General features: G+C 67.3%; 26 protein-coding genes. 18 read left to right on the top strand and 8 right to left on the bottom strand.

From position 1 onward, the window contains the following. The first annotated feature begins 29 nt into the window (after positions 1-29). The 7 genes from ACSYHF_RS20085 (at position 30) to ACSYHF_RS20055 (ending at position 6,840) form a co-directional block, all read left to right on the top strand. A complete protein-coding gene (locus tag ACSYHF_RS20085) occupies positions 30-827 on the top strand; it encodes a ParA family protein (protein ID WP_005420387.1) in 798 nt (265 codons plus the stop codon). Continuing rightward, positions 827-1,750, top strand: coding sequence for a ParB/RepB/Spo0J family partition protein (locus tag ACSYHF_RS20080; RefSeq protein WP_049415931.1), 924 nt, complete (start codon positions 827-829; stop codon positions 1,748-1,750). Before ACSYHF_RS20085 ends, ACSYHF_RS20080 begins: the two co-directional genes overlap by 1 nt. Positions 1,751-1,872: 122 nt before the next feature. After that, a complete protein-coding gene (locus tag ACSYHF_RS20075; protein ID WP_005420384.1) occupies positions 1,873-2,607 on the top strand; it encodes a suppressor of fused domain protein in 735 nt (244 codons plus the stop codon). A 45-nt stretch (positions 2,608-2,652) separates the two neighbouring features. After that, on the top strand, positions 2,653-3,618 hold the full coding sequence (locus ACSYHF_RS20070; protein ID WP_005420382.1) for an NAD-dependent epimerase/dehydratase family protein: 966 nt from the start codon (positions 2,653-2,655) through the stop codon (positions 3,616-3,618). A gap of 90 nt (positions 3,619-3,708) precedes the next feature. After that, positions 3,709-4,431 carry a glycosyltransferase family 2 protein gene (locus tag ACSYHF_RS20065; protein WP_005420380.1) on the top strand — a complete coding sequence of 241 codons (723 nt, stop codon included), beginning with the start codon at positions 3,709-3,711 and terminating at the stop codon, positions 4,429-4,431. After that, entirely contained in the window at positions 4,431-4,778 is a 348-nt protein-coding gene (locus ACSYHF_RS20060) for a lipid-A-disaccharide synthase N-terminal domain-containing protein (protein WP_005420378.1), read from the top strand. Before ACSYHF_RS20065 ends, ACSYHF_RS20060 begins: the two co-directional genes overlap by 1 nt. A gap of 283 nt (positions 4,779-5,061) precedes the next feature. Beyond that, positions 5,062-6,840, top strand: a complete 1,779-nt coding sequence (locus tag ACSYHF_RS20055; protein ID WP_447575964.1) for a DUF885 domain-containing protein — start codon at positions 5,062-5,064, stop codon at positions 6,838-6,840. A 96-nt stretch (positions 6,841-6,936) separates the two neighbouring features. On the opposite strand, the gene ACSYHF_RS20050 is transcribed toward ACSYHF_RS20055, so the two are convergent. From ACSYHF_RS20050 to ACSYHF_RS20030, 5 genes are all read right to left on the bottom strand, one after another. Then, entirely contained in the window at positions 6,937-10,146 is a 3,210-nt protein-coding gene (locus ACSYHF_RS20050; protein WP_447575963.1) for an efflux RND transporter permease subunit, read from the bottom strand. 10 nt (positions 10,147-10,156) lie between these two features. Next, positions 10,157-11,362, bottom strand: coding sequence for an efflux RND transporter periplasmic adaptor subunit (locus ACSYHF_RS20045; protein ID WP_171954839.1), 1,206 nt, complete (start codon positions 11,360-11,362; stop codon positions 10,157-10,159). Further along, positions 11,359-12,612 carry a TolC family protein gene (locus ACSYHF_RS20040; protein ID WP_065185918.1) on the bottom strand — a complete coding sequence of 418 codons (1,254 nt, stop codon included), beginning with the start codon at positions 12,610-12,612 and terminating at the stop codon, positions 11,359-11,361. The genes ACSYHF_RS20045 and ACSYHF_RS20040 overlap by 4 nt, the downstream gene beginning before the upstream one ends. Before the next feature lie 56 nt (positions 12,613-12,668). Further along, positions 12,669-13,007: a hypothetical protein gene (locus ACSYHF_RS20035; RefSeq protein ID WP_053498807.1), complete on the bottom strand. Its 339-nt coding sequence runs from the start codon at positions 13,005-13,007 to the stop codon at positions 12,669-12,671. A 167-nt stretch (positions 13,008-13,174) separates the two neighbouring features. Then, the gene (locus ACSYHF_RS20030) at positions 13,175-13,564 is read right to left on the bottom strand and encodes a RidA family protein (RefSeq protein WP_095378549.1); all 390 of its coding nucleotides are present in this window, start codon (positions 13,562-13,564) and stop codon (positions 13,175-13,177) included. A 108-nt stretch (positions 13,565-13,672) separates the two neighbouring features. Between ACSYHF_RS20030 and ACSYHF_RS20025 the strand changes: the two genes are divergently transcribed. Both ACSYHF_RS20025 and dnaQ read left to right on the top strand, forming a co-directional pair. Then, positions 13,673-14,566: a LysR family transcriptional regulator gene (locus ACSYHF_RS20025; protein WP_095378552.1), complete on the top strand. Its 894-nt coding sequence runs from the start codon at positions 13,673-13,675 to the stop codon at positions 14,564-14,566. Positions 14,567-14,731: 165 nt separating this feature from the next. Then, positions 14,732-15,241, top strand: a complete 510-nt coding sequence (gene dnaQ / locus ACSYHF_RS20020; RefSeq protein WP_005420353.1) for a DNA polymerase III subunit epsilon — start codon at positions 14,732-14,734, stop codon at positions 15,239-15,241. Between the two features lie 13 nt (positions 15,242-15,254). Here dnaQ and ACSYHF_RS20015 read toward each other — a convergent pair whose 3' ends face one another. Next, positions 15,255-16,469: a nucleotide disphospho-sugar-binding domain-containing protein gene (locus ACSYHF_RS20015; RefSeq protein ID WP_005420352.1), complete on the bottom strand. Its 1,215-nt coding sequence runs from the start codon at positions 16,467-16,469 to the stop codon at positions 15,255-15,257. Between the two features lie 281 nt (positions 16,470-16,750). Between ACSYHF_RS20015 and rpmB the strand changes: the two genes are divergently transcribed. From rpmB to uvrD, 6 genes are all read left to right on the top strand, one after another. Beyond that, positions 16,751-16,987 carry a 50S ribosomal protein L28 gene (gene rpmB, locus ACSYHF_RS20010; protein ID WP_005411638.1) on the top strand — a complete coding sequence of 79 codons (237 nt, stop codon included), beginning with the start codon at positions 16,751-16,753 and terminating at the stop codon, positions 16,985-16,987. 10 nt (positions 16,988-16,997) lie between these two features. Then, on the top strand, positions 16,998-17,165 hold the full coding sequence (gene rpmG, locus ACSYHF_RS20005; protein WP_169411268.1) for a 50S ribosomal protein L33: 168 nt from the start codon (positions 16,998-17,000) through the stop codon (positions 17,163-17,165). A gap of 483 nt (positions 17,166-17,648) precedes the next feature. Further along, a complete protein-coding gene (locus tag ACSYHF_RS20000; protein ID WP_005420350.1) occupies positions 17,649-17,897 on the top strand; it encodes a hypothetical protein in 249 nt (82 codons plus the stop codon). Positions 17,898-18,022: 125 nt separating this feature from the next. Then, the gene (gene cls / locus ACSYHF_RS19995) at positions 18,023-19,441 is read left to right on the top strand and encodes a cardiolipin synthase (protein ID WP_262220873.1); all 1,419 of its coding nucleotides are present in this window, start codon (positions 18,023-18,025) and stop codon (positions 19,439-19,441) included. A 45-nt stretch (positions 19,442-19,486) separates the two neighbouring features. After that, complete coding sequence (locus ACSYHF_RS19990) at positions 19,487-20,908, top strand: FAD/NAD(P)-binding protein (RefSeq protein WP_262220808.1); 1,422 nt, start codon at positions 19,487-19,489, stop codon at positions 20,906-20,908. 9 nt (positions 20,909-20,917) lie between these two features. After that, the gene (uvrD, locus tag ACSYHF_RS19985) at positions 20,918-23,110 is read left to right on the top strand and encodes a DNA helicase II (protein WP_111128559.1); all 2,193 of its coding nucleotides are present in this window, start codon (positions 20,918-20,920) and stop codon (positions 23,108-23,110) included. Between the two features lie 106 nt (positions 23,111-23,216). On the opposite strand, the gene ACSYHF_RS19980 is transcribed toward uvrD, so the two are convergent. Then, a complete protein-coding gene (locus ACSYHF_RS19980; RefSeq protein ID WP_242441380.1) occupies positions 23,217-23,927 on the bottom strand; it encodes a hypothetical protein in 711 nt (236 codons plus the stop codon). A 138-nt stretch (positions 23,928-24,065) separates the two neighbouring features. On the opposite strand from ACSYHF_RS19980, the gene ACSYHF_RS19975 reads away from it, so the two are divergent. The 3 genes from ACSYHF_RS19975 (at position 24,066) to ACSYHF_RS19965 (ending at position 25,785) form a co-directional block, all read left to right on the top strand. After that, positions 24,066-24,392, top strand: a complete 327-nt coding sequence (locus tag ACSYHF_RS19975; RefSeq protein ID WP_197598738.1) for a low molecular weight protein tyrosine phosphatase family protein — start codon at positions 24,066-24,068, stop codon at positions 24,390-24,392. Between the two features lie 217 nt (positions 24,393-24,609). Next, positions 24,610-25,164, top strand: coding sequence for a hypothetical protein (locus tag ACSYHF_RS19970; RefSeq protein ID WP_262220809.1), 555 nt, complete (start codon positions 24,610-24,612; stop codon positions 25,162-25,164). Between the two features lie 174 nt (positions 25,165-25,338). Beyond that, positions 25,339-25,785: a universal stress protein gene (locus ACSYHF_RS19965; protein WP_005420335.1), complete on the top strand. Its 447-nt coding sequence runs from the start codon at positions 25,339-25,341 to the stop codon at positions 25,783-25,785. Between the two features lie 171 nt (positions 25,786-25,956). Here ACSYHF_RS19965 and ACSYHF_RS19960 read toward each other — a convergent pair whose 3' ends face one another. Then, entirely contained in the window at positions 25,957-26,241 is a 285-nt protein-coding gene (locus ACSYHF_RS19960) for a DUF2782 domain-containing protein (RefSeq protein WP_005420332.1), read from the bottom strand. Between the last annotated feature and the right edge of the window lie 53 nt (positions 26,242-26,294).

Raw genomic sequence — 26,294 nt, 5'->3', positions numbered from 1 at the left:
CCCAGCACACGTCGACGAGGCACACCCGCATGGCCCGCATCATCGCCATCGCCAACCAGAAGGGTGGCGTCGGCAAGACCACGACCGCCGTCAACCTGGCCGCTTCCCTGGCCAACGCACCCAAGCGCGTGCTGCTGGTCGACCTCGATTCGCAGGGCAACGCGACCATGGGCAGTGGCGTGGACAAGCGTGAGCTGGCCGCCTCCACCTACGATCTGCTGCTGGGCGAGTCCAGCGCCGCCGATGTACGCGTGCAGACCGCCGAAGGCTACGACCTGCTTCCCGGCAACATCGACCTGACCGCCGCCGAGATCCAGCTGATGGCGCAGAGCGAGCGCGAGCAGCGGCTGAAGCGCGCGCTGGCACCGATCCGCGACGAGTACGACTACATCCTGATCGACTGCCCGCCGGCGCTGTCGCTGCTGACGCTCAATGCGCTGGCCGCTGCCGATTCGGTGATCGTGCCGATGCAGTGCGAGTACTACGCCCTGGAAGGCCTGAGCGCGCTGGTGGAAACCATCGAAGCGCTGCGTGCCAACCTCAATCCGGCGCTGGAGATCGAAGGCGTGCTGCGCACCATGTTCGACGTGCGCAACAACCTGGCCAACGCGGTCTCGGCCGAGCTCACCGAGCACTTCGGCGATCGCGTGTTCCGCACCATCGTGCCGCGCAACGTTCGCCTGGCCGAGGCACCCAGCCATGGCCAGAGCATCGTCGGCTACGACCGCGCCTCGCGCGGTGGCGTGGCCTACCTGGGCCTGGCTGGCGAGATCATCCGCCGCAACAACGAACGCAACAAGGCCACCAAGGCCGTGGAGACCGTCTGATGACCAGCAGCAAGCCGGCAGCCAAGAAGCGAGGCCTCGGCCGTGGCCTGGACGCGCTGCTGGGCCCGAAGGGCGCGGTCAGCCAGGTGCAGGCCACCACGGCGGTGATCGAGCCGCTGCCGGGGGAAGTGCTGCGCAAGTTGCCGGTCGGCCAGCTGCAGCCGGGCAAGTACCAGCCGCGCCGCGAGATGGACGAGGGCAAGCTGTCCGAGCTGGCAGACTCGATCAAGTCGCAGGGCGTGATCCAGCCGATCCTGGTGCGCCAGCTGCCGGCGGGCAACTACGAAATCGTCGCCGGTGAGCGCCGCTGGCGCGCATCGCAGCTGGCCGGGCTGGACGAAGTGCCGGTGGTGGTGCGCGAGCTGGAAGACCGCACCGTCATCGCGATGGCGCTGATCGAGAACATCCAGCGCGAAGACCTCAACCCGCTGGAAGAAGCCGAAGCGCTGCAGCGCCTGATCAGCGAGTTCACCCTCACCCATGCCGAGGCCGCCGAGGCCGTCGGCCGCTCGCGCGCGGCGGTGTCCAACCTGCTGCGCCTGCTGGAACTGCCGGTGGCGATCCGCCTGCTGCTGGAAACCCGCCGCCTGGAAATGGGGCATGCCCGTGCGCTGCTGACCCTGGCCCCCGAACTGGCCGGCAAGCTGGCCCAGGAAGCGGCCGACGAAGGCTGGTCGGTACGCGAGGTCGAGCGGCGCGCGCAGGCTTTCGCCGCCGGCAAGGTGCCGAGCAGCCGTCCGGTGGCCACGCCGAAGGTGCAGCAGGCCGACATCGCCTCGCTGGAAACCGAGCTGTCCGAAGCGCTCGGCGCCAAGGTGGCGATCAGCCACGGCCGTGGCGGCAAGGGCAAGCTGATCATCCACTACACCGACCTGGACACCCTGGACGGCGTGCTGGAAAAACTGCGCACGCGCCAGGGCTGAGCCCTGCGCCGCGTCGGGGGGCGGCCTGTTCCTGCCGCGCCCGGCGAATGACAGGGAACGCACCGCCACGCGCACCGGGAATGCACTGACCTCCGGCCGTGGCCTCATCCAGGGAGCAGGACATGAGCAACGACTACGAGGACGTCAGCCCGGACGGCACCCAGATACTGGTACATCGCCGTGAGAAGGACTTTGTGCTCGCCATCGGCGAAGAACGGCACATCGAGGCGATCAGCGCCCACATCGAACGCCACCTGGGCCCGGTGTCCGGTGTCTTCCATGAAATCATCTCCGACCTGGTGCACATCGACGTGCACGTGGTGCCGGCCAATGACCACTGCCCGTACCTGCGCCTGGTCACCTCCGGCATGAGCGACCTGCCGATGACCGTGCCCGCCGAGGTGGATGCGGACGTGCCGCGCTACATGGAACTGATGGTGACCCTGCCGGCCGACTGGCCGATGTCCCAGGACGCCTTCGAGGATGAGCGCAACTACTGGCCGGTGCGCCTGCTGAAGGGCATGGCGCGGTTGCCGCACGAGTACGACACGTGGCTGGGCTTCGGCCACACCATTCCCAACGGCCATCCCAGCGAGCCCTATGCGCCGGGCGTGGGTTTCGACGGTGCCATCGTGCTGCCGCCGGTGACCGCCCCGGAGGACTTCGCCACGCTGGAGCTGGAGGATGGCAATACCATCAGCTTCATGAGCCTGGTTCCGCTGTACCCCGAAGAGATGGACCTGAAGCTGAAGAAGGGCGCCGACGCCCTGCTCGACCGCTTCGATGCGAAACAGATCAACGATGTGATCGAGCCCGGCCGCACCAACGTGGCGAAGAAGCGTTTCGGTTTGTTCTGAGACCGGTAACATCAGGGGCCTGAACTTCGTTCCCACGCCCCTGCCATGACCATCCTGCTCACCGGCGCTGCCGGCTTCATCGGTGCCTACACCGCCCGCGCGCTGCTGGAGGCCGGCCAGGCCGTGGTCGGCCTGGACAACTTCAACGATTACTACGACCCGCAGATCAAGCGTGACCGCGTGGCCGCGCTGTGTCCGGCGCTGGACCTGCGCACCCTGGACCTGACCGACCAGCAGGGCCTGGCCGCACTGTTCGACGAGGTGCGGCCGACCGCGGTGATCCACCTGGCCGCGCAGGCCGGCGTGCGCTATTCGCTGGAAAACCCGCATGCCTACGTCGACAGCAACCTGGTCGGCTTCGTCAACATGCTCGAGTTGTGCCGCCACCGTGGCGTGCAGCACCTGGTGTATGCCTCCAGCAGTTCGGTCTACGGCGATTCGGCCACGCCGCCGTTCTCCGAAGACCAGCGCGTGGACCAGCCGCGCTCGCTGTACGCGGCGACCAAGGCGGCCAACGAGCTGATGGCCTACACCTACGCGCAGCTGTACGGCCTGCATGCCACCGGGCTGCGCTTCTTCACCGTGTATGGCCCGTGGGGCCGGCCGGACATGGCACCGCTGCTGTTCTCGCGCGCGGTGCTGGCCGGTCGGCCGATCGACGTGTTCAACGAAGGCCGCATGCAGCGCGATTTCACACATGTCTCCGACATCGTATCCGGTATCCTCGGCGCCCTCGCGCATCCGGCCGACGGTCCGGTGCCGCACCGGGTGTTCAACCTCGGCAACCATACACCGGTCGAGCTGGAGCGCTTCATCAGCGTGATCGAGCAGGCCGCCGGCCGCCCTGCGCAGAAGGTCTACAAGCCCATGCAGCCCGGCGACATGGTGCGCACGATGGCCGATACCCGGCGCGCACATGACGCTTTCGGCTTCGATGCGGTGACCCCGATCGAACAAGGCCTGCCGCCTGTGGTGCAGTGGTGCCGCGAGTATTTTGGTGATCGCGCCTGAGAATGGATCCTCACGCCGCCGGGTTCATCTTCGGATAACCTCGGTTTCGGAGAATGCGCGGTCTTTGTCCCCCCTTTGGCCGAGTGCCTTATGAGCCAACCCGAGCTTTCCGTTGTCGTCCCGGTGTTCAACGAGCGCGACAATGTTGCCCCGCTGGTCGCCGAAATCACCGCTGCGCTGCGTGGCCGGCTGCCGTTCGAGATCGTCTACATCGACGACCACTCGCGTGATGACACCCTGGCGGTGCTGCAGGGATTGAAGGCAACCACCCCGGAACTGCGCGTGCTGCACCATGTGAACCAGAGCGGGCAGAGCACGGCGGTGCGCACCGGCGTCAAGCACGCGCGCGCGCCGTGGATCGCCACCCTGGATGGCGATGGCCAGAACGATCCGGCCGATATTCCCAAGCTGCTTGCCGCACGCGACGCCGCCGAGGCGCAGGTGAAGCTGTTCGCCGGCTGGCGCGTCAACCGCCAGGACAGCGGCAGCAAGCGCTGGGCCAGCAAATGGGCCAACGCCATCCGTGCGCGCATGCTGCGCGATGACACGCCCGACACCGGTTGCGGCATCAAGCTGTTCGAACGCAGCGCGTTCCTCGACCTGCCGTACTTCGACCACATGCACCGTTACCTGCCAGCGCTGATGCAGCGTGCCGGCTGGAAGACCACCAGCGTGCCGGTCAATCACCGCCACCGTACCGCCGGCGTGTCCAAGTACAACAACCTCGGCCGCGCGCTGGTCGGCATCCGCGACCTGCGTGGCGTAGCCTGGCTGATCACCCGAAGCAAGCGCACCGCGGTGGAGGAGCGCTGATGGATCTGGAGCTGCACTGGCTGGATCAGCCCCTGACCTGGCTGTACTGGACCGGCCTGCATGTGACCGGCTGGAAGCTGATCGGCTACACCGGCGCACTGATGTTCGGCGGCCGCTGGCTGGTCCAGTTCATCGCCTCCAAGCGCGCCGGCAAACCCGTCATCCCGCGCCTGTTCTGGTACATGAGCGTGCTCGGCAGCCTGATGACCCTGAGCTACTTCCTGTTCTCGGCCAAGCAGGACTCGGTGGGTGTATTGCAGAACCTGTTCCCGGCGTTCACCGCGCTGTACAGCCTGCACCTGGACATCAAGCACCGCGGCTGGAAGCGCGACAGGGCCAGCCACTGAGGGCGCGGGGTCGGATTCCTTTCCGCAGGAAAGGGCTCTGACCCCCTGTCAGGATCCCCGGCGCATCCTCGCATGGCGTGGATCTACTGCATGTTCAGCGGCGGTGCCCTGGTAGATGCCGACCTTGGTCGGCGCTGGGTTTCCCCGTGTGCCAACCAAGGTTGGCATCTACCAGAGCGGCCGGTTCCCGGTCCTGCCTGCGCTGCAGGCAGGACCTTCGTCCCATGCCATGGGCCGTGGGCGGTGCCATGATCGGGGCCTGCCTTCCCGGGAACCTGTGCTCGTGAAAACCCGTCTTGCCGTTGCCCTGTTGATCGCCCTGTCCGCCCCCACCGTGGCCGTGGCCACACCCGCCGCCACCGCCGCCGCCGCGCCCGCCAGCGTGGCCACCGAATCGCCCGCGGATGCCGCCTTCCGCGCGCTGTACGAGAAGGAATGGAAGTGGCGCCAGCAGGGAGGTGGTGAAGCCAGCGAGGACGAAGACGCCCCGGCCAACGCCACCCGCATGCCTGACGTCGGCCCGGCCGCGCAGCAGGCGCGTCTGAAGGTGTGGGACGAGACCCTGGCCGCACTGAAGAAGATCGACCCGAAGACCCTGTCGCCGGACAACCAGGTCAACTACGCGATCTATCGCGACCAGGTGTTCAACCTGGCCGAAGAGACGCGCCTGCGCGGCTACGAAATGCCGTTCAACGCCGATTCCTCGTTCTGGTCCAACCTGTCCTTCATGGCCCGGCGCGAGATGAAGACCGTGCAGGACTACCAGAACTACATCGCACGGCTGAACGATGTGCCGCGTTACTTCGGCCAGCAGACCGAGAACATGCGCGCCGGCCTGAAGCGCGGCTTCAGCGTGCCGCGCGCGGTGCTGGATGGCCGCGAAGTGTCCATCGCCACCGTCGCCGAGCTGAAGGACCCGACCGAATCGCCGCTGTACGCGCCGTTCAAGAAGCTGCCCAACGCCATCCCGGCCGCCGAACAGGCCAGGCTGCAGGCGCAGGCGCGTGAAGCGATCAGCGGCAAGGTGGTGCCGGCGTTCCAGCAGCTGCGCACCTTCTTCGTCAACGAGTACGTGCCGCAGGCGCGCACCACCCTGGCCGCCGAAGCGATGCCCGATGGCAAGGCCTACTACAGGCAGCAGATCCACGAGTACACCACGCTGGACCTGTCGCCGGACGAGATCCACCGCATCGGCCTGGAGGAAGTCGCACGCATCCAGGGCGAGATGAACGCCATCATCAAGCAGGTGAAGTTCAAGGGCAGCTTCGCCGAGTTCCTGACCTTCCTGCGTACCGATCCGCAGTTCTATGCGAAGACGCCGGAAGAGCTGCTGTCGCGCGCCGCGTGGATTTCCAAGCGCGCCGATGGGCAGCTGGGCAAGTACATGACCCTGCCGCGCGCCCGCTTCACCATCGTGCCGGTGCCGCCGGACATCGCACCGTTCTGGACGGCCGGCCGCGGTGGCATGGGTACCTACTGGCTCAACACCTACAACCTGCCGTCGCGCCCGCTGTACAACCTGCCGGCACTGACCCTGCATGAATCCGATCCGGGCCATTCGCTGCAGGGCGCGATCGCCGCCGAGCAGAAGAACCTGCCCGAGTTCCGCCGCAACGCCTACATCTCCGCCTATGGCGAAGGCTGGGCGCTGTATTGCGAGAAGCTGGGCGTGGAGATGGGCATCTACGAAACCCCGTACGAGGATTTCGGCCGCCTGACCTACGAGATGTGGCGCGCCGCGCGCCTGGTGATCGACACCGGTGTGCACAGCAAGGGCTGGACCCGCGAGCAGGCGTTGGCCTACCTGCGTGACCACACCGCGCTGAGCGAGCATGAAGTGACCACTGAAGTGGACCGCTACATTTCCTGGCCGGGCCAGGCGCTGAGCTACAAGCTGGGCGAGATCGCCATCGTGCGCCTGCGTGCGCAGGCCGAGAAGGAGCTGGGCGACAAGTTCGACATCAAGGGCTTCCACGACACCCTGCTCAAGCAGGGCTCGGTGCCGCTGCCGGTGCTGGAACAGCAGATCCAGGCCTACATCGCCGAGCGCAAGAAGGCCTGACCGGTACCGGGTAGTGCCGGCCGCTGGCCGGCAATCCGACCCGGTCACGGGGTCGGATCCCTTTCCCGTGGAAAGGGCTCCGACCCCCCTCTCACCTCACCCCACCGCCCGCGGCTTGGCCACGCGTGCCGCAAACGTCGGCAGCACCAGCAGGGTCAGCACGGTGGCGGTGATCAGGCCACCGATCACCACCGTCGCCAGCGGTTTCTGCACTTCCGCGCCGGAACCGCTGGCGATCGCCATCGGAATGAAGCCGACGATCGCCACAAGCGCCGTGGTCAGCACCGCGCGGATGCGGCTGGAGGCACCGTTGATCGCCGCCTGCAGCGGCAGGTCGCCGGCATCCAGGCGTTCGCGGATCGCCTGCATCAGCACCAGGCCATTCAAGGTCGCCACGCCGGACACGGCGATGAAGCCGACCGCTGCCGATACCGAGAACGGCATGCCCCGCAGCAGCAGCGCGAGGATGCCGCCGACCAACGCCAACGGCACGCAGCTGAACACCAGAATGGCTCCCTTGCCGCTGCGCAGGGCCATGAACAGCAGGCTGCCGATCAGCAGGAACACTACCGGTACCACCGTCGCCAGCCGCTTTTCCGCGCGCTGCAGGTTCTCGAACTGGCCACCCCAGGTCAGGTAGGCACCCGGCGGCAGTGCCACGTCGGCTACCGCGGCCTGCGCTTCGCCGACGAAGCCGCCCAGGTCGCGGCCACGCACGTTGGCCTGCACCACCACGCGGCGGCTGCCGTTGTTGCGGCTGATCTGGTTCGGCCCTTCGCTCACGGTAATGCGCGCCACCGACGACAACGGAATCACCAGCCCCGATGGCGTGGCGATCGGCAGCGATGCCAGCTGGTCCGGATCGTTGCGCGCGGCATCGTCCAGGCGCACCACCACGTTGAAGCGGCGGTCGCCTTCGAAGATCTTGCCCGCCGCAGTACCGCCGATGCCGGTGGACAGTGCATCACTCACATCCGCCGCAGTCAGCCCATACTGCGCCGCCGCCACATGATCGATCGCCACCTTCAGCGTGGGCAGGCCGGAGATCTGTTCCACCCGCACGTCGGCCGCGCCACCCACCGCACGCAGCTTCAGCGCCACCTGGTCGGCCACCTTCTGCAGCTGGCTGAAGTCATCGCCGAAGATCATTACGGCCAGGTCGGTACGCACGCCGGAAATCAGCTCGTTGAAGCGCAGCTCGATCGGCTGGCTGAACTCGAAACTGTTGCCCAGCTGCTGCCCGGCCAGCTTTTCGAAACGGGCCACCAGCGCGTCCTTGGCCAACTTCGGATCGGGCCAGTCCTTGCGTGGCTTCAGCACGATCACGCTGTCGGAGATGTTGGTCGGCATCGGATCGATCGCCGCCTCGGCGGTACCGGTACGCGAGAACACGGTCTCCACTTCCGGCTGCTTGGCAATCACCTTTTCCAACGCCAGTTGCATGGCCAGTGACTGCTCCAGCGACGTCGACGGCACGCGCAACGCCTGCATCGCCACGTTGCCTTCGTCCAGCGTCGGCATGAACTCGCGGCCCAGCATCGAGAACGAGCCGATGCCCACCACCACCATCATCACCGCACTGGCCACTACCGTGCGCGGATGCGCCACGGCCTTGCGGATCACCGGCTCGATGCGCGCGCGCAGCACGCGTATCAGCCTGGTCTCGTGCTCGCCGTCGTCCGCATGTGCATCTGCGTCCTTCGGCTTCGGCTCGCGCACCAGCAGCGCCGTCATCGCCGGCACGAAGGTGAAGGAGAACAGGAAGGCACCGACCAGGGCCAGCATGAAGGTCGCCGCCATCGGGTGGAACGTCTTGCCCTCCACACCTTCCAGGGTGAGGATCGGCGCGAACACCAGCAGGATGATCAGCTGGCCGAACGCCGCCGGGCGCGCCATCTTCAGCGCGGAATCGGCGGCCACGCGCAGCCGTTCCATCGCGGTCAGCGCCCGGCCCAGTTCGGCGCGGCGCTGGCCCAGCATCAGCAGCGTCGACTCGACCACGATCACCGCACCGTCCACCAGGATGCCGAAGTCCAGTGCACCCAGGCTCATCAGGTTGCCGCTGATGCCGAAGCGGTTCATGCCGATCACCGCGAACAGGAACGACAGCGGAATCACCAGCGCGGTGATGGTGGCCGCGCGCAGGTTGCCCAGCAGCAGGAACAGCACCACCACCACCAGCAGCGCGCCCTCGGTGAGGTTCCGGGCCACGGTCTTGATGGTGGAATTGACCAGCACACTGCGGTCCAGCACCGGTGCGGCCACGATGTCGGCCGGCAGCGAGGTGTTCACCTGTTCCAGACGCGCGGCCGCGGCCTGCGCCACCGTGCGGCTGTTGCCACCGGCAATCATCAGCGCGGTGCCCAGCACAGCCTCGTGGCCGTTGCGGCTGGCTGCACCCAGGCGCGGCGCGCGGCTCAGTTCCACGGTGGCCACATCGGCCACGCGTACCACCACGCCATTGCGGGTGGCCACCGGCGCCTGGGCAAGATCCTCGGTGGTCAGCGCCAGGCCATCGGCACGCACCACCAGGCCTTCGCCGGCACGCTGCACGAAGCCGGCGCCGGCCTGCACGTTGGAACGCTGCAGGGCAGTGACCAGGTCGGCCAGGCCGAGGCCATGCGCGGCCAGTTTGGCGCTGTCCGGATGCACGCCGTATTCCTTGACGTAGCCGCCGACCGTATCGACACCGGCCAGCCCCGGGCTGGAGCGCATCTGCGGCGCGATGATCCAGTCCTGCACGGTGCGCAGGTAGGTCGCGCGCTCTTCCGGCGTGCGCAGCAGGTTGCCTTCCGGCGTGCGGTAGACCTCGCCGGCCTGCCAGCCGGCTTCACCGGGCTTGGCCAGCCTGGCCGGATTGAACGCGGTGAAGTCCACCGTCCACATCAGCACCTCGCCAAGGCCGGTGGTGACCGGCGACAGCATCGGCGATGCACCATCGGGCAGGTCTTCCGATGCCTCGCGCATGCGTTCGGCCACCTGCTGGCGGGCGAAGTAGATGTCGGTGGCATCGGTGAAGATCGCGGTGACCTGCGAGAAGCCATTGCGCGACAGCGAACGCGTGGTGGTCAGGCCGGGAATGCCGGCCAGCGCGGTTTCCAGCGGATAGGTCACCTGCCGTTCGATCTGCTCCGGGGTCAGCGCCGGGGCCACCGTGTTGATCTGCACCTGGCGGTTGGTGATGTCCGGCACGGCGTCGATCGGCAGCTTGCCCAGCTGGAACAGGCCCACGGCGGCGATCAGCGCCGCCATGAACACCACCAGCCAGCGGTGGCGCACCGCTGTTTCAATGATCAGCTTGAACATGATCGCCTCCTCAGTGGCCGTGCTCGGCTTCGCCCTTGGCCAGCTCGGCCTTGAGCAGGAAGGCGTTGGCACCGACGATGCGCTCGTTGCCGCTCAGGCCACCGAGGATCTCGATGCGGTCACCGGCACGGCGCCCGGCCAGTACCGGCTGCGCCTTGAAGCCACCTTCGACGGCGACGAACACCGCGCTGCTGCCATCAACGTTCTGCACTGCATCGGCGGGCACGCTGAGCGAGCCGTCCTGGCCTTCGGTGACCACCACGGCCGATACCGGCGAACCGGCTGGCGGCAGCGACGCATCCACCGGCGTGGCGCGGATCACTGCGACGCCGCCCTGCTGCCGTACATCGGCGGCCGAACCGGTGACGGTAGCGGTGAAGCTGCCACCCGGCACGCTCACTTCCAGCGTCATGCCGGGCATGACCTGCGCCGCCAGCGCTGGCGGTGCGGTGAACACCAGCTCGTTCATCGACGGGTCGGCGACGTCGGCCACCGCACTGCCGGCGGCGACCACACCGCCCGGCGTGACCTGCACGTTGCCGACGATGCCGGCCACCGGGCTGGTGATGCGCACGCGTCCACTGGCATCGGGCGCACCATTGGCGGCGGCCTGTGCCTGTGCGGCAGCGGCCTGGGCCTGTGCCGCCAGCGAACGCGCACGCGAGGCTTCCAGCTCCTGGCGGGCGACCACGCCCTGGTCGACCAGGGCCTTGTCGCGGCCATAGGCCAGGCGTGCGGCCTCGGCTTCGGCGGATGCGGCCAGCGCATTGGCGCGGAACACCGCTGCCTCGCCACTGACCACGATGGCCAGCGCCTGGTTCTGTTTCACCGCCGTGCCCGGCGCGACCAGTACGCGCTCGACGCGGCCGGTCACGGTCGAGGCCACCGAGGCACGGGCACCGACCGAGGGTTCCACCCGACCGGCGAGGCGGGTGGAACCGCCACCGCCGCGACCGACGGCAACCACTTCGATACCGGACGCCTTGATCTGCTCAGGGGTCAGCGGTACCACGCCTTCATCGGTGTCTGCCGGCGTCTTCGCGGATTCGGCTTTGGCTTCCTTGCTGCCGGGCGCGTGGCCATGGCTGTCGTCGGTGCCGGCCTTGGTCGCAGCGGGGTCTTCATTGGCAGGTGTCTGCGCGTTGCCGGCGCAGCCGGCCAGCAGCACAGTCAGCAGCATGCCGCCGATCAGCGGAAAAGTACGGGAGAGAGTCATGGGGCCTCCACAAAGGGTGCGCGCCCTTCAAGGCGGGCAAGATCGATTTCCGCGCCGACGCGCGACAGGCGCGCATCCACGGCGGCGGCGCGGGCGGCGATAAGAGCGCTGCGCGTGCTGCGCAGTTCCAGCTGCGAGATGCGTCCGGCGTCGAAGCCGATGCGGGCCAGGCGATACGCCTCTTCGGCGGCGACCACGCTTTCATCGGCGGCGCGGGTTCGGCTGCCGGCGGCCTTCAAACCGGCCACGGCGGAGAGGCGTGCCGCCTCGCTGTCGCGGCGCTGCTGGTCCAGGCGCGCTTCGGCCGCGCGCTGGTCGGCATTGGCGGCGCGGATGCCACCGCGGTTGCGGTCAAACAGCGGGATGCTGAGGCTGAGCCCGAGGTTGTAGGCACGCTCGCCGCCCTCTCGGAAGCGGGTCTGCGCGGCGGTGACGCTGAGGTCGGGCAGGGCGCGCTTGCGCTCCACCTCGACCAGTTTGCCCGCCGCATCGGCTTCGGCTTCAGCGATGCGCACCGCCAGTGCGGTATCGGTGGCGCCACGTGGCAGCGGCGGCGCACGGTCGAGCAGGCTGTCGCCGATCGACTGCACCGGCGCATCCAGCAGTGCAGCACCGGCCAGGCGGGCCAGCGCGGCATCGCGGAAGGCCTGCGCTTCATCCAGCGCGGCGTTGGCGTTGGCCACTTCGCTCTGCGCCTGCACCGCGCGCAGTTGCGGTTCGCGGCCCTGCTTGACCATCGCGTTGACGGCGTTGGCGTCATCGCGGGTGAGGCTCAGTGCCTCTTCGGCCAGGGTGTAGCGGCGCAGTGCACTTTCCGCCTGTGCGTAGACCACCGCCAGCTGGCTGGCCACATCGCTGCGGCTCTGCGTGCCACGCAGGTTGGCCGCCTGTGCCTCGGCGCGGGCCGCACGGACGCGCGCGCCGCGCTGGCCCCAGACCTCCAATGGCTGGGACAGGGTAAGCACGCTGTCGGCCTTGCCCATGCCGCCATAGGAGCCGGTGCCCCAGGCGTTCTCGGCCGACCAGGACAGGGAAGGGTTGGGCAGTGCGCGGGCCTGGTCGGCGCGCGCGTCGGCGGCCTCGGCCAGCGCCGCACCGACGCGGGTGCCGGGCAGCTGGTCCAGGCGTTCAAGCAGGGTGTCGTAGGAAGGGGCGGCTTGCGCCATCACCGATGCCGCCGGGGCCAGGCCCAGCAACACGGCGACGACCCGCCCGGCCGCACGCAGCGACCGAGGTGTCAGGATCGACATAGGGGGATTCCGGTTGTGAGTGAAACGGGAGCCCGCAATCGCGGGACGCGCTCAACTCACGCCCGGGGGGGACGCGTCAATTCATCCTGGGCGACCGCATAGGTCGCTGCGTCGCCGGCATTCATCCAGCGCGCCGGCAGCGGCGCACCGAAGGCGGCGAGGGTGCTGGCCGGCAGGCTCAGGTTGGAGTGGTGGCAGTGGTTGTGGCTGCAGGCACCGGCGTGCTTGCTGTCACTGTCACCCTCGGCATCGTTGGCGTTGCTTTCCACGTGCACCGCAGTGGTGTCGTGCGGTTCGACCGCGCAGGCCAGCACGTCGGCCACCGGCACGACCACGAACGCCGCCATCAGCAGCATCATCAGGTACGTACGCAGTTGGCGGGTGATCCGGCGCATGGAAGGGAGGCTAGCAAGCGGTTTTCGCCGGATACAATATCAATGGCCGCCTCGGGAATTCGTCGGAATCTCCCGTTCAGGTGGACCGGGCGCGGGGTCGGATCCCTTTCCTCCGGAAAGGGCTCTGACCCCACCGCGTTGCCGGCCAGCGGCCGGCACTACCCGTATCACGGCAGCTTCGCGATCACCTTGATCTCGAACTGGAACCCATACAGCCAGGTCACACCGATACCGGTCAGGGTCGGGTGCGGCGCCTCGCCCCAGTACTCGGACACGATCGCCCAGGCCTTCTCGAAGTTCTTCTCCGGATCGACCAGGAACACGGTCACGTCGATCACGTCATCGAACGTGCAGCCTGCGGCAGCCAACACCGCATTGAGATTCTCGAAGGCGCGGCGCACTTGCATTTCGAAGTCCGGCTCGGGCGAGCCGTCCTCGCGGCTGCCGACCTGGCCGGAGACGAACAGGAAACCGTTGGATCGGATCGCTGGCGAGTAGCGGTTGCGCTCGTACAGCGCTTGGCGGCCGGCGGGGAAAACGACATCACGCTGTGACATGGGGAAGATCCCGTGGGAGAGGACGCCATCCTCCCCGCCAGCGGTGTCTGGATAAACCGCGATGATCGGCCTAGATTGATTGCCAATTCCAAACAATCATGGCCCGCCATGGACCGTTTCGAGGCGATGCGGGCCTTTGCCCGCGTGGTGGAAACCGGCAGCTTCACCCGCGCCGCGCAGACCCTGCAGATCAGCCGCACCACGGTCACCCAGCTGGTGCAGCAGCTGGAGGCACACCTGCGGCTGCGCCTGCTCAACCGCACCACGCGCCGGGTCAGCGTCACCGCCGACGGTGCGGCCTACTACCCGCGCATCGCCCGCCTGCTGGCCGAGCTGGAAGAGGTGGAGGGCGGGCTGGGTGACGCAGCCAGCCAGCCGCGCGGCCGCCTGCGGGTGGATGTGCCGGGGCCTTACGCGCGGCTGCGGCTGGTACCGGCGCTGCCGGATTTCCAGGCGCGCTACCCGGAGATCCAGCTGGATATCGGCGTCAGTGACCGCGAGGTCGACGTCATCGCCGACAACGTCGACTGCGTGATCCGCGGCGGCACCCCGGCCGACCCGGCACTGGTGGCGCGGCCGCTGGGGGCGCTGCCGATCGGTTTCCACGCCAGCCCCGGCTATGTGAAGCGTTTCGGCGTGCCGACCGACCCGCGCGCGCTGGAAGGGCCGGACCACCACATGGTCGGCTTCCTCAGCCCGCGCAGTGGTCGCGCACGCGTGTTCAGCGCGCAACGTGGCGATGAGCGCATCGAGGTGCAGGGCCGCTACACGGTCGGTTTCGACGACGGCAACGCCTATCTGGCGGCGGCGCTGGCGGGGCTGGGCGTGGTCGCGCTGCCCAGCTACATGGCCGCGCCGCACGTGGCGCGCGGCGAATTGCTGCCGCTGCTGCAGGACTGGCGGCTTCCACCCATGCCGATGCATGTGATGTTCCCGCCGAACCGGCACATGAGCCAGCGGCTGCGGGTGTTCATCGATTGGGTGGTGGAAGCGTTGGGGTGATGCACACGCACCTGTAGAGCCGAGCCCACGCTCGGCTGCTTCTCGCTCCAACGCTCAAGGCCCGCGCTTCGCGCGTGAGCCGAGCACGGGTTCGGCTACAGGGAGGGCTTCCTGCTGCAGGCATGCGAAAATCATCGCGGCACGCAACAGGAACCATCGCCACGCATGAATCGCATCGTCGCACTGGACACCGAAACCACCGGCATCTCCCACCGCCTGGGGCACCGCGTGATCGAAATCGGTGCCGTCGAACTGATCGACGGCCAGCTCAGCGGCCGCCAGTTCCACACCTACCTGCAGCCGCAGCGCAAGGTGGACTGGGGCGCACAGCGCGTGCATGGCATCAGCGATGCGATGCTGGTGGGCAAACCGCTGTTCTCCAGCAAGGCCGCCGAACTGCTGGACTTCCTGCGCGGCAGCGAGATGGTCGCGCACAACGCCACCTTCGACGTGGGCTTCCTGGACAACGAGCTGCGCCTGGCCGGCATTCCCGGCACGCTGGCCCAGCACTGCCGCATCACCTGCAGCCTGAAGCTGGCGCGCGGGCGCTGGCCCGGCCAGGGCAACAAGTTGGACGATGTGCTGCAGCGCCTGCGCATCCCCGGCAACCGGGGCCTGCACGGTGCGCTAAAGGATGCCCATCTGCTGGCCCAGGTGATTCCGCACCTGCGCTGAGGCTTGCCCGCTGTTACATCGGCCGTAACCAGCGCTCGATCATCGCCACGCCACAGGCCACCCCGTCTTCATCGCTCATCGCCACGCCCAGGGCCGCCGCGCGCGCGCGTACTGCGTCGGCTTCTGCGAAGGTGATGGCTGCTGCCAGCGTTGCTGCATCCAGTCGCTTCGGTGACAACGGTGCCGGTGCCACGCCCAACCGACACAGGCGATCGGCCCAGAAGAACTGATCCGCAGCGAACGGCATCACCAGCGAGGGAATGCCGGCCCGGCAGGCCGAATGCGTGGTGCCGCTGCCACCGTGGTGGATGGCGAGTGCGCAACGCGGGAACAGCGCTTCGTGTGGGGTCGGCCCCAGTACGAAGACCGAATCGGGCAAGCGCATCGCAGGCAGTCCCACCCAGCCAGGAAACAGCAGTACCCGGCGTGGCGCCAGCGCCTGCAGCAAGGCCGGCAGCACGCGTTCGCGATCAAAGCCGGTCATGCTGCCGAAGCCCAGGTAGACCGGCGGCGGGCCGGCATCAAGGAAGGCCCGCAGATCGGCCGGGGGCGCCCAGGGCGCATCAGGAAGCCGCCATTGGCCACAGACGATGTGGTCGGCCGGCCAGTCCGCCGGTGGCGGCAGCAGCTGCGGTGAGATGCCATAGAGCATCGGCAGGCCGGACCACAGCGCGCGGCGCGGCGATTGCCCCAACTGCTGGCGTGCCGCGTTGATGGGCCGGCGGAACTGGCGCCAGATCAGGCCGTTGACCCACCCGTAGCTGGCCCGGTTCAACCAGCCCGGCGAGCGTCCGGGCGGCAGGAACGGGGAGCGGAAGGCGCGCGTCGGGGTCAGCGGAATCATGCCGCTGCCGATGACGGGAATCCTGCGGCGTTCGCCCACGCTCATGCCGACGAAGGCCGCCAGGCCACCGGTCAGAATCGCATCGCAGCCTTCGGCGGCGGCATCGGCCTGGCGCATCCAGCCGCTGACATGCTGCAGCGCCATCCGTGCCAGGCCGGTACTGGCGGCGGCAACGCCGTTGCCACGCGAGACCAGTGCGACCACGTCGTCATGGATGTCACCTTCAAGGGCCGCGTGGGGCACATCCAGTGCCTGCGCGCTGCCCAGGGTGCCGCCATCGGCCAGCAGTGTCACCGCGTGGCCTGCGCCGATCAGCCCATGGCAGAGCATGGCCAGGGGACGTGTGTCGCCTTCGGTTCCGTAGGTCAGGGCCAGCAGCCGCATGGCAAGCTCCGCAGTGGTCCGGGCCAGTATGCCGGTTGGCGGAGTGCCCCCGGCCCTGCCGGTTCAGTCCCCGCCTGTGGGTAACTTGCGCAAGTGCTTGAACCGGTGCATAATGCGCGGCTCGCTGTGTCCGGTTTTCTACCGGGCGGCGTCCCCGGGAGCACGTCCCCGGCCGCCCAACGCCAGCGTAACCCTTTGATTCTCTTGACGTGTGGTGGGCAACCATCGAGGCCGCCGTCTCCCGGGCTACGGGCTGACAACTACTACTATCGAGGTGCGCAATGTCCCGCGTATGCCAGGTTTCCGGCAAGCGAGTGCAGACGGGTAACAACGTCTCGCACGCCAACAACAAGACCCGTCGTCGTTTCCTGCCGAATCTGCACGAGCGCCGTTTCTGGGTGGCCAGCGAGAACCGCTGGGTCAAGCTTCGTGTTTCCGCGCATGCACTGCGCACCATCGACAAGAACGGCATTGATTCCGTTCTGGCTGAGCTGCGTGCGCGCGGCGAAAAGGTCTGAGGAGTAAAGCATCATGGCAGGCAAGCGCGATAAGGTCCGTATGATTTCCTCGGCCGGTACCGGCCACTTCTACACCACGGACAAGAACAAGAAGAACACCCCGGGGAAGATGGAATTCCTGAAGTACGATCCGGTCGTGCGCAAGCACGTCCTGTACAAGGAAGGCAAGATCAAGTAATCCGCACGGATTGCTGATCCCCGCGAAGAAACCCGCCCTTGTGGCGGGTTTTTTCATGTCTGGCACTTCCCCCTGGTGGGTGCCGACCCTGGTCGGCACTGCCGCACTCCCTGCGCACGCTGTCGCCAATGACGCCCTGCGCGGAATGATGGGCCGAATGCGATAAGTGATTGTGTATACCGGTTCCGGCTCTTCGTGCGCTCCAAATCAATTGGAATCACAGGCGTGGCCGTGCCCAAGATGGCAAGCCGCTGCAGTTGCAGCGGTCGGGCTTGCAATCCCGTGAAGTCAATCAATCAGTAGACTCGCCCGCCGTCGCCGGAGATCCCTCCGGCGACGGTTGGTGACCTATCCGCCTCTATGGCGGACGGTGCGAGGGGGCCTTGCGCCCGCCGGTTCGTTTGCTGATTGATTGCTTCCCGGTATTGCAACCACGCATCGTCCGCCACCTTCACGGTGGCCAGATCCGTTGAAGGAGGTTGCATGAACACCCCATCACACCGCCAGGACCTGGAACTGGGCTGGCTGCGCCTGCAGCGCATGTTGCAAGGCATCGAGGGCATGGCGCTGCTGCTGTGCGATCACCACCTGGCACTGGCCAACGGCGCACCGTCGCCGCTTCCAGAGGCACAGCTGGAGCGGGCCGCACAGGCCATTGCCTGCATGGCGCTCAACGGCCGCCGCCATGCCGATTCGGTACGCCAGCTGTGCGAGGTGCCGGTGCGGCACTGAGCCATTCTGTAGAGCCGAGCCCACGCTCGGCTGCTCTGCGGTCGGAACGAAAGGCAGTCGAGCATGGCTCGACTCTACAAAGGCCGCTGGGCAGAATGGCCCATCACCTCCCGACGGGCGACACGATGCTGTTCGAGTGGTTGCTGGGTTCCTACCTGCTGCTGATCGACTGGCTGATCCGGCTGGTCGCGCTGTGCTGGATTCCCACCCGCACCACGCCGGGTGCGGCGCGCAGCTGGCTGCTGCTGGTCGGCTTCGTGCCGCTGCTGGGCCTGCCGCTGTATCTGCTGTTTGGCCACCCGTGGCTGTCACGCGAACGCATCCGCCGCCAGGCCGAGGCCTCGCAGGTCATCCGCGAGGAACAGGCGCTGCAGCACCGCCTGCGCTGGACCCCGCAGCCGGATACCGCAAGCGCCGAGATCGTGCCGCTGGTGCAGCGCCAGGGCGACTTCATGCCGGTGCACGGCAATGCGGTCGATCTGCTGACCGACTACGACGAATCGCTGCACACGCTGATCACCGACATCGACCAGGCCGAAGACCGCGTGCACCTGCTGTACTACCTGATGTTCGACGACGCGGTGGGCGAGGCGATCGTCGAGGCGCTGCAGCGTGCGGCTGCACGTGGCGTGCAATGCCGCGTGCTGCTCGACGCAGTAGGCGCCAAGCGCGGCCTGCGCGCCTATCGCAAGCGCCTGGAAGCGCGCGACATCGAAGTGCGCGCGATGCTGCCCGGTGGCCTGCGCTGGCGCCGCAGCGGGCGCATGGACCTGCGCAATCACCGCAAGATAGCGGTGATCGACAACGAAGTGGCCTATGTCGGTTCGCAGAACCTGGCCGGTCCGCAGTTCGTGCCCGGCCACCCGAACCGCGAGCTGGTGGCGCGCGTGCGTGGCCCGGCCGTGGCGCATCTGGAAGCGGTGTTCGCCAGCGACTGGTACATGGAAACCGGCCAGCGCCTGGACGTGATCGCCGATGTGCCCGAGTGCAGCGACGACATCGCCACCCAGCTGCTGCCCAGCGGTCCCGCCTATCCCTACAGCAACGCACGCGATGCAGTGGCGGCGCTGATCCACCTGGCGCGGCGCCGGCTGGTGATGGTCACCCCGTATTTCGTGCCCGACGAAGCCACGCTGAGCGCCTTGCGCATTGCGGCCTTGTCCGGCGTGCAGGTGCAGCTGATCCTCTCGGCCAGCAACAACCAGCGGCTGACCTCGTGGGCGCAGGAGGCGTACTACGACGAGCTGCTGCGCTGTGGCGTGCGCATCGCGCTGTACGAGCCGCAGTTCCTGCACGCCAAGCACATGAGCGTGGACGAGGACATCGCCGTGCTCGGCTCGATCAACATGGACATCCGCTCATTCGCGCTGAATGCCGAAATCGGCCTGGTCTGCTACGACCGCGCGCTGGTGCAGCAGCTGTGCGCGATCGAGGATGGCTACCTGCGCGAGTCGCGGCAGCTGGACCTGCAGCAGTGGCGCAGCCGCCCCACGTGGCGGCGCAGCCGCGAAGGGATTGCACGGCTGGCCGATGCGTTGATGTGAGGCGGCGGCAATCGCCCGCTTCGGCAACCCGGCCCGTCATCGCCGATGGCCTACAATCGGCGCATGACTGATTCACCGCGTAATGGCGAACTGGACCTGGCAATCATCGGTGGTGGTGCGGCCGGGGTGCTGGTGGCGATCCAGGTACTGCGCCAAGCCAAGGCGCCACTGGCGTTGGCCATTCTCGAACCGGCTTCGCAGCTGGCCCAGGGCATCGCCTATGCCACGCCGTGGCCGGAGCACCTGCTGAACGTGCCGGCGGCGAAGATGAGTGCGTTTGCCGACCAGCCCGGCGATTTCCTCGACTACCTGATGGCCGCCAACGCCTACCCGGGCGAGGCGCGCGAGGTGCTGGGCGAGCGTTACGTATGCCGCCACTACTTTGCGGCCTACCTGCAGCAGCGCCTGCAGGAGGCCGCTGCGGCCAGCCCGGCGCAGCTGCAGGTGATCGCGCAGCCGGTGCTGGGCCTGCAGCCGGATGACCATGGCTACCGGCTGACACTTGGCGATGCCCAGACGCTGCACGCCGTGCAGGCGGTGCTCGCCACCGGCAACAGCATGCGGCCGCTGCCGGTCGCCGGTGCCGAGGCACTGCCCGCCGATGATGTGATCGAGGCCTGGGACTACGACGGCGTGCGTACCCTGGCCGGTGAGCAGGCCGTGGCTATCGTCGGCTCCGGCCTGAGCATGGCCGACACCGTGCTGGCGCTGGTCGCCGCCGGCCACACCGGCCCGCTGCACGTGATCTCGCGCCATGGCCTGCTGCCGCTACCGCATGCGCATGGCGGCCTGCCCACGTTCGACCCGGCCACGCTGCTGCAGATGAACCTGCGCCAGCGCCTGCGCGCGTTGCGCGGGTTCGCTCGCCAGGCGCAGGCCGACGGGCTGCCGTGGCAGGGCGTGATGGACCGCATCCGTCCGCATGGACAGGCGCTGTGGTGCAGCCTCGACGCGGCCGACCAGCGCCGCTTCCTGCGCCATGTGGTGCGCTACTGGGACGTGCATCGCCACCGCATCGCCGAAGAGGTCGACGCACAGCTGCAGGCGCTGATCGAAAGCGGCCAACTGCGCATTCACCGGTCCCGCCTGCAACGCGTCGGCCGCGAAGGCGATGCCCTGCGGCTGTCGGGTCGCGATGCCAACGGCAATGAACAGCACTGGACGATCGGCGGCGTGGTCAACGCCACCGGCGTGGAAACCCGCGCCAGTGCGCTGCGCAATCCGTTGCTGCAGCAGCTGCAGGCCGAGGGCCTGGCACGCCCCGGCCCGCATGGGCTGGGCCTGGACAGCACGGTGCCGGGCGACCGCCTGCGTGCTGCCGGTGGCCAGCCGCAGGCACGGCTGGGCGTGCTCGGCAGCCTGCGCATCGGCAGCCTGTGGGAAAGCCTGGCGGTGCCTGAACTGCGCCAGCAGGCGCAGGCACTGGCCAGCCAGGTGGTCGCAGGAGCCGCGACGGCGATGCCGTAAAATGGAGGCATGGATGTCTCCCACCTGCTTGATGGCCTGAACCCGGCCCAGCGCGAAGCCGTCTCCGCTCCCCCCGGCCACCACCTGGTGCTGGCCGGTGCCGGTTCCGGCAAGACCCGCGTACTCACCCACCGCATCGCCTGGCTGCATGAAGTCGATGGCGTGCCGACCCACGGCATTTTCGCGGTGACCTTCACCAACAAGGCGGCCGGCGAAATGCGCCACCGCATCGACGCCCAGCTGCCTCATGGCAGCCGTGGCATGTGGATCGGTACCTTCCACGGCCTGGCCAACCGCCTGCTGCGCCTGCACTGGCAGGACGCCAAGCTGCCCGAAGGCTTCCAGGTGATGGATTCGGACGACCAGCTGCGGCTGGTCAAGCGCGTGGTGCAGGCGCTGGAGCTGGACGACGGCAAGTACCCGCCCAAGCAGATCGCGTGGTGGATCAACGCGCAGAAGGACGAGGGCCGCCGCCCGCAGCACATCCAGCCCGAACCGCACGACGCGTGGCTGGAAACCATGCGCCAGGCCTACATCGAATACCAGGCACGCTGCGACCGCGCCGGCCTGGTCGACTTCGCCGAGCTGCTGCTGCGCGCGCATGAACTGCTGCGCGACAACCCGGCCCTGCTGGCGCATTACCGCGCGCGCTTCCGCGAAATCCTGGTGGACGAGTTCCAGGACACCAACGCCATCCAGTACGCCTTCGTGCGCGTGCTGGCCGGCGATTCCGGCCACGTGTTCGTGGTCGGCGACGATGACCAGGCCATCTACGGCTGGCGCGGCGCCAAGGTCGAGAACGTGCAGGGCTTCCTGCGCGATTTCCCGGGCGCGCAGACCATCCGCCTGGAGCAGAACTACCGCTCCACCGCCAACATCCTCGGCGCCGCCAACGCGGTGATCGCGCACAACCCGGACCGCATCGGCAAGCAGCTGTGGACCGACAGCGGCGACGGCGAGCCGATCGACCTGTATGCGGCGTACAACGAGATGGACGAGGCGCGCTACATCGTCGAGCGTGCCCGCCAGTGGGTGCGCGACGGTGGCAGCTACACCGAAGTGGCCGTGCTCTACCGCAGCAACGCACAGTCGCGCGCGCTTGAAGAGGCGCTGCTGAGCGAACAGGTGCCCTATCGCGTGTACGGCGGCATGCGCTTCTTCGAACGTGCCGAAATCAAGGACGCGCTGGCTTACCTGCGCCTGCTGTCCAACCGCAACGATGACGCCGCCTTCGAGCGCGCGGTCAACACGCCTACCCGGGGCATCGGCGACCGCACGCTGGACGAAGTGCGCCGCGAGGCGCGCGCCCAGGGCATCTCGCTGTGGGAAGCAACGATGCTGGTCACCCAGGGCAACGCGCTGGCCGCACGCGCGCGCAATGCACTGGCCGGCTTCCTGGGGCTGGTCAACGAGCTGCAGGCGCAGACCGTGCACATGACCCTGGCCGAGCGCGTGGACCACGTGCTGGCCCGCTCGCAGCTGCGCGAGCACTGGAGCAAGGAAAGCCGCAATTCGCTGGATTCGGAATCGCGCACCGACAACCTCGACGAACTGGTCTCGGTCGCTTCGCGCTTCGTGCGCCGCGCCGACGACATCGAGGAAGTGGGCGAGGACATGGACGAGCTGGTCGCGTTCCTGGCTTACGCCGCGCTGGAGGCCGGTGAAGGCCAGGCGCAGGCGGGCGAGGACGGCGTGCAGCTGATGACCCTGCACTCGGCCAAGGGCCTGGAATTCCCGCTGGTGTTCCTGGCCGGCCTGGAGGAAGGCCTGTTCCCCAGCGCACGTTCGCTGGAGGAAAGTGGGCGTCTGGAAGAAGAGCGTCGGCTGGCCTACGTGGGCATTACCCGCGCGCGCCAGAAACTGGTGCTGAGCTATGCCGAATCGCGCCGCATCCACGGCCAGGACAACTACAGCCTGCCATCGCGCTTCCTGCGCGAGATTCCGCGCGAGCTGCTGCACGAAGTGCGCCCGAAGGTGCAGGTCTCGCGTCCGGCCTCGCTGGGCAGCAGCCGGGTGATGGGCCATGCCTCCATCGAGTTGCCACCGATCAAGCTCGGCGCACTGGTCACCCATCCCAAGTTCGGCGAAGGCATGGTGACCGACTACGAAGGCAACGGCGCCCACGCCCGCGTGCAGGTCGAGTTTGCCGACGCCGGCAGCAAGTGGCTGGTGATGGCCTACGCCAACCTGACGGTGATCTGATCACCGTCGAGGAACGGGATACCTGTAGAGCCGAGCCTATGCTCGGCTGCTTGTACCGGGAAAACCCAGCCGAGCTTGGGCTCGGCTCTACAAACGCGGTCGGTCGTCAGCCGGTGGTGAACGTCTCTACGGCTGCCACCAACCGCGCTCGGTCCATCGCTTCTTCGTCCTGGCGGTTGCGGATCAATACGTAGTGACCTTCCTCCGGCGACAACACCTCGATCACCTCATTGCGATAGTTGGTGATCTCGATGAAGCCGCTGCTCACTCCGTTGAGGTTGTCGATCTCGGCCATTAACGTCTCCAGGCTCACGATGGCGCCGTCCTTGTCCGTTCCGCCGCCAGTGCGAGGATTGTCGAGGTACACGCTTATCTTCGGCTGCCTGGTCCTATGCCAGTTGTTGACGTCAACGATGTGATGTGTGGACCACTTGAAGTCCTCTGCTGATTCGTTGCCGTTGAACTCACACCGGAAGATCGGCAGGCATAGGAACAGCCCCGTGCGCTTCTCGATCCGATTCAGAAGTCCGTGATAGGTGCTGGGAACCGCCATCGCATGAGTGAACCCATAGGCGTTGGAAGGAATCTCGAAGATCGTTGGCCCATCATGTGAAAGATGGTGCGGTGCGTTCAGTACAACGCTGGCGGCGAATTCCGGATCATCGACATTCTTGGACGCGATCGCGAGGTCATGTCCCTTGGCGTTCCTCACGCAGCAGTAGAGTACGTACGTCGCGACTACGTACTTGCTGAAGTAGCAGCCGTGGACTTCGACCACCTCTCCGAACGACGTTAACAGGTCATCCTTGGTGATCATGGGCATCTGGACGGTGGCAAAAGCACATGGTGGCCCCTTGAACGGTCATCCGACCATGCAACTTGTCTGAAAGCACCCTGTTGGGGTCAGAGCCCTTTTCCGTTGGAAAAGGGATCCGACCCCGATTAGGCTGCGGCCATGACCCGCAACGTGCTCTTCCTCTGCAGCCAGAACCGCCTGCGCAGCCCCACCGCCGAGCGGGTATTTGCCGATTGGCCGGGCATCGAGACCGCCTCGGCCGGGCTGCTGGCCGACGCCGAGGAGGTGCTCAGCCCCGAGCTGCTGCAGTGGGCCGACCTGGTGTTCGTGATGGAGAAGGCGCATCGCAACCGGTTGTCCAGCCGCTACAAGGCCTGGTTGAACGGCAAGCGGGTGATCTGCCTGGATATTCCCGACGACTACGACTACATGGACCCGGTGCTGGTCGAGCTGCTCAAGCGCAAGGTGGCGCCGTTCCTGCGCTGACGGGCTGTTGTAGAGCCGAGCCCACGCTCGGCTGCTTCTGGCTGGAAGAACAGCCGAGCATGGGCTCGGCTCTACAGGGGTGCGCAAAGGGCAGTCGAGCAAGCTATGCCGGTCGTCCTGACCGGCACCCTTCAGGCCGTCGCAAGCGACGTTGGCAGCGGCTCCTGCCGCTACCTTCGGCTCTACAATAGGCGGCACTTCTTCCAGGAACGCCCCCATGACCGAACCCGCGCTGCACGTCACCGTGACCTTGAATGCCCGGCTGCAGCCCGAACATCGCCACGAGCTGTTCGAAGATCCGCTCGATGCGCTGCTGCAGGCGGCCAATGTCGGCGAGATCACCGGTGGCGGCACCGCGATGTCCGACGACGGCGAGGTCGAATACGGCGATATCGAAGTGGCACTGGTCGACGTGGCCGGGGTGCCCAAGCTGATCGACCTGCTGGAGCAGCTGGGTGCACCGAAGGGCTCGAAGATCCAGGGCGCGGGTGAAGCCGATCGCAGCTTCGGCGTGACCGAGGGCCTGGGCATCTACCTGGATGGCCTGAACCTGCCGGACGAGGTCTACGAACAGTGCGATTCCAACCACGTGTTCGAGCAGCTGTCCGAGCGCATTGATGGCCTTGGCGAGATCTGCAGCTGGTGGCAGGGCCCGAGCGAGACCGCGCTGTACATGTACGGCCAATCGTTCGAGGCGATGCGTGATGCGATTGCCGAATTCGTGTCCAGTTATCCGCTGTGCCAGAACGCACGCGTGGTGCAGATCGCCTGAGCGACATTGTTGTGGAGCCGAGCATGGGCTCGGCTCTACAGAAGGGGGGCGGGCAAGCGGGTGGCGCGCACGGGCCGCTCCACGGCGCCGGATTGATCCTGCTCAAGGCGCGGCCTGCACATCCGGTGTGCAATGGTGGCGTTCCCATCTGGCAGACCGCCACGGAGCCCCACCATGTACAAGCGCATCCTGATTGCCACCGACGGGTCCGAGCTGGCCGACAAGGGCCTGGCCAAGGGCCTGGAGCTGGCCAAGGACCTCAACGCCGAGGTCGATATCGTGACTGTCTCCGAGCCGTGGGCCGTCGGCATGTACGACGCCATGGGCTGGAGCGTGGGCTACATGAACAGCCCGGAATACAAGGCCGACCGCGAGGAGGGCGCGCAGAAGGTGCTGCAGCCGGCGCTGGCCAAGGCCGCCGAGCAGGGCATCACGGCCAACCCGGTGCACGTGCTGGACCGCTACGCGGCCGACGGCATCATCGAGACGGCGGCCGAGCGCAACAGCGACCTGATCGTGATGACCTCGCACGGCCGCCGTGGCGTGACCCGCGTGCTGCTGGGCAGCCAGACTGCCGAGGTGCTGGCACGCAGCACGCTGCCGGTACTGGTCATCCGCTGATCCATACCCGCAGATTCAAGCGTTCCCGGGGAGGGACCCGACGCCGGTGCGCAGGATGCGCGCCGGCGTTGTTTTTTTGTGGGGGGATCGGCGGCCGTGCCGATGGCTTCGAGGGGGTCAGAGCCCTTTCCTGTGGAAAGGGATCCGACCCCGGTCACAACCCCGGTCACCTCACCAGCTGTACAGCTTCCAGTAGACCGGCGAGACACCGTCCTTGTCGTTGTCCATGCGGCCGTCGCCGTTCTTGTCATACATGTAGAACGGGGCACCGCGCGACGGGGTCACCTTGACCATGCGCAGCTGGCCGGACACACGGTATTCCTCGATGGTGTCACCGTTGTCCATGGTGCGCCTGGACACATCCGCGCCCTTGACGTCCACCGGGGGAGCACCCGCGCCACCCATGCTGGCGCAGCCAGCGAGCAGGAGCAGGGAAGCCAGCATCAGGGTCTTCATCGGCGGGGGCCTTTGCCTGGAAAGAGCCCTGATTATGCCCCATCGCGGTGTGC

Source organism: Stenotrophomonas maltophilia group sp. P373 (genome assembly GCF_053295075.1).
The sequence above is the reverse complement of the archived record's forward strand: the minus strand, read 5'-3'. Positions and strand labels throughout refer to the sequence as shown.

What these genes read in the sequence shown, in the direction of transcription:
- ACSYHF_RS20025 (WP_095378552.1), top strand. Translation starts at nt 13,673, where the DNA reads ATGGACCGTTTCGAGGCGATGCGGGCCTTTGCCCGCGTGGTGGAAACC.
- rpmB (WP_005411638.1), top strand. Translation starts at nt 16,751, where the DNA reads ATGTCCCGCGTATGCCAGGTTTCCGGCAAGCGAGTGCAGACGGGTAAC.
- ACSYHF_RS20030 (WP_095378549.1), bottom strand. Translation starts at nt 13,564, where the DNA reads ATGTCACAGCGTGATGTCGTTTTCCCCGCCGGCCGCCAAGCGCTGTAC.
- uvrD (WP_111128559.1), top strand. Translation starts at nt 20,918, where the DNA reads ATGGATGTCTCCCACCTGCTTGATGGCCTGAACCCGGCCCAGCGCGAA.
- ACSYHF_RS20050 (WP_447575963.1), bottom strand. Translation starts at nt 10,146, where the DNA reads ATGTTCAAGCTGATCATTGAAACAGCGGTGCGCCACCGCTGGCTGGTG.
- ACSYHF_RS20000 (WP_005420350.1), top strand. Translation starts at nt 17,649, where the DNA reads ATGAACACCCCATCACACCGCCAGGACCTGGAACTGGGCTGGCTGCGC.
- cls (WP_262220873.1), top strand. Translation starts at nt 18,023, where the DNA reads ATGCTGTTCGAGTGGTTGCTGGGTTCCTACCTGCTGCTGATCGACTGG.
- ACSYHF_RS19990 (WP_262220808.1), top strand. Translation starts at nt 19,487, where the DNA reads ATGGCCTACAATCGGCGCATGACTGATTCACCGCGTAATGGCGAACTG.
- ACSYHF_RS20045 (WP_171954839.1), bottom strand. Translation starts at nt 11,362, where the DNA reads ATGACTCTCTCCCGTACTTTTCCGCTGATCGGCGGCATGCTGCTGACT.
- ACSYHF_RS19980 (WP_242441380.1), bottom strand. Translation starts at nt 23,927, where the DNA reads ATGATCACCAAGGATGACCTGTTAACGTCGTTCGGAGAGGTGGTCGAA.
- ACSYHF_RS20015 (WP_005420352.1), bottom strand. Translation starts at nt 16,469, where the DNA reads ATGCGGCTGCTGGCCCTGACCTACGGAACCGAAGGCGACACACGTCCC.
- ACSYHF_RS19975 (WP_197598738.1), top strand. Translation starts at nt 24,066, where the DNA reads ATGACCCGCAACGTGCTCTTCCTCTGCAGCCAGAACCGCCTGCGCAGC.
- ACSYHF_RS19965 (WP_005420335.1), top strand. Translation starts at nt 25,339, where the DNA reads ATGTACAAGCGCATCCTGATTGCCACCGACGGGTCCGAGCTGGCCGAC.
- ACSYHF_RS20035 (WP_053498807.1), bottom strand. Translation starts at nt 13,007, where the DNA reads ATGCGCCGGATCACCCGCCAACTGCGTACGTACCTGATGATGCTGCTG.
- ACSYHF_RS19960 (WP_005420332.1), bottom strand. Translation starts at nt 26,241, where the DNA reads ATGAAGACCCTGATGCTGGCTTCCCTGCTCCTGCTCGCTGGCTGCGCC.
- ACSYHF_RS20040 (WP_065185918.1), bottom strand. Translation starts at nt 12,612, where the DNA reads ATGTCGATCCTGACACCTCGGTCGCTGCGTGCGGCCGGGCGGGTCGTC.
- ACSYHF_RS19970 (WP_262220809.1), top strand. Translation starts at nt 24,610, where the DNA reads ATGACCGAACCCGCGCTGCACGTCACCGTGACCTTGAATGCCCGGCTG.
- ACSYHF_RS20070 (WP_005420382.1), top strand. Translation starts at nt 2,653, where the DNA reads ATGACCATCCTGCTCACCGGCGCTGCCGGCTTCATCGGTGCCTACACC.
- ACSYHF_RS20085 (WP_005420387.1), top strand. Translation starts at nt 30, where the DNA reads ATGGCCCGCATCATCGCCATCGCCAACCAGAAGGGTGGCGTCGGCAAG.
- ACSYHF_RS20060 (WP_005420378.1), top strand. Translation starts at nt 4,431, where the DNA reads ATGGATCTGGAGCTGCACTGGCTGGATCAGCCCCTGACCTGGCTGTAC.
- dnaQ (WP_005420353.1), top strand. Translation starts at nt 14,732, where the DNA reads ATGAATCGCATCGTCGCACTGGACACCGAAACCACCGGCATCTCCCAC.
- ACSYHF_RS20080 (WP_049415931.1), top strand. Translation starts at nt 827, where the DNA reads ATGACCAGCAGCAAGCCGGCAGCCAAGAAGCGAGGCCTCGGCCGTGGC.
- ACSYHF_RS20065 (WP_005420380.1), top strand. Translation starts at nt 3,709, where the DNA reads ATGAGCCAACCCGAGCTTTCCGTTGTCGTCCCGGTGTTCAACGAGCGC.
- ACSYHF_RS20075 (WP_005420384.1), top strand. Translation starts at nt 1,873, where the DNA reads ATGAGCAACGACTACGAGGACGTCAGCCCGGACGGCACCCAGATACTG.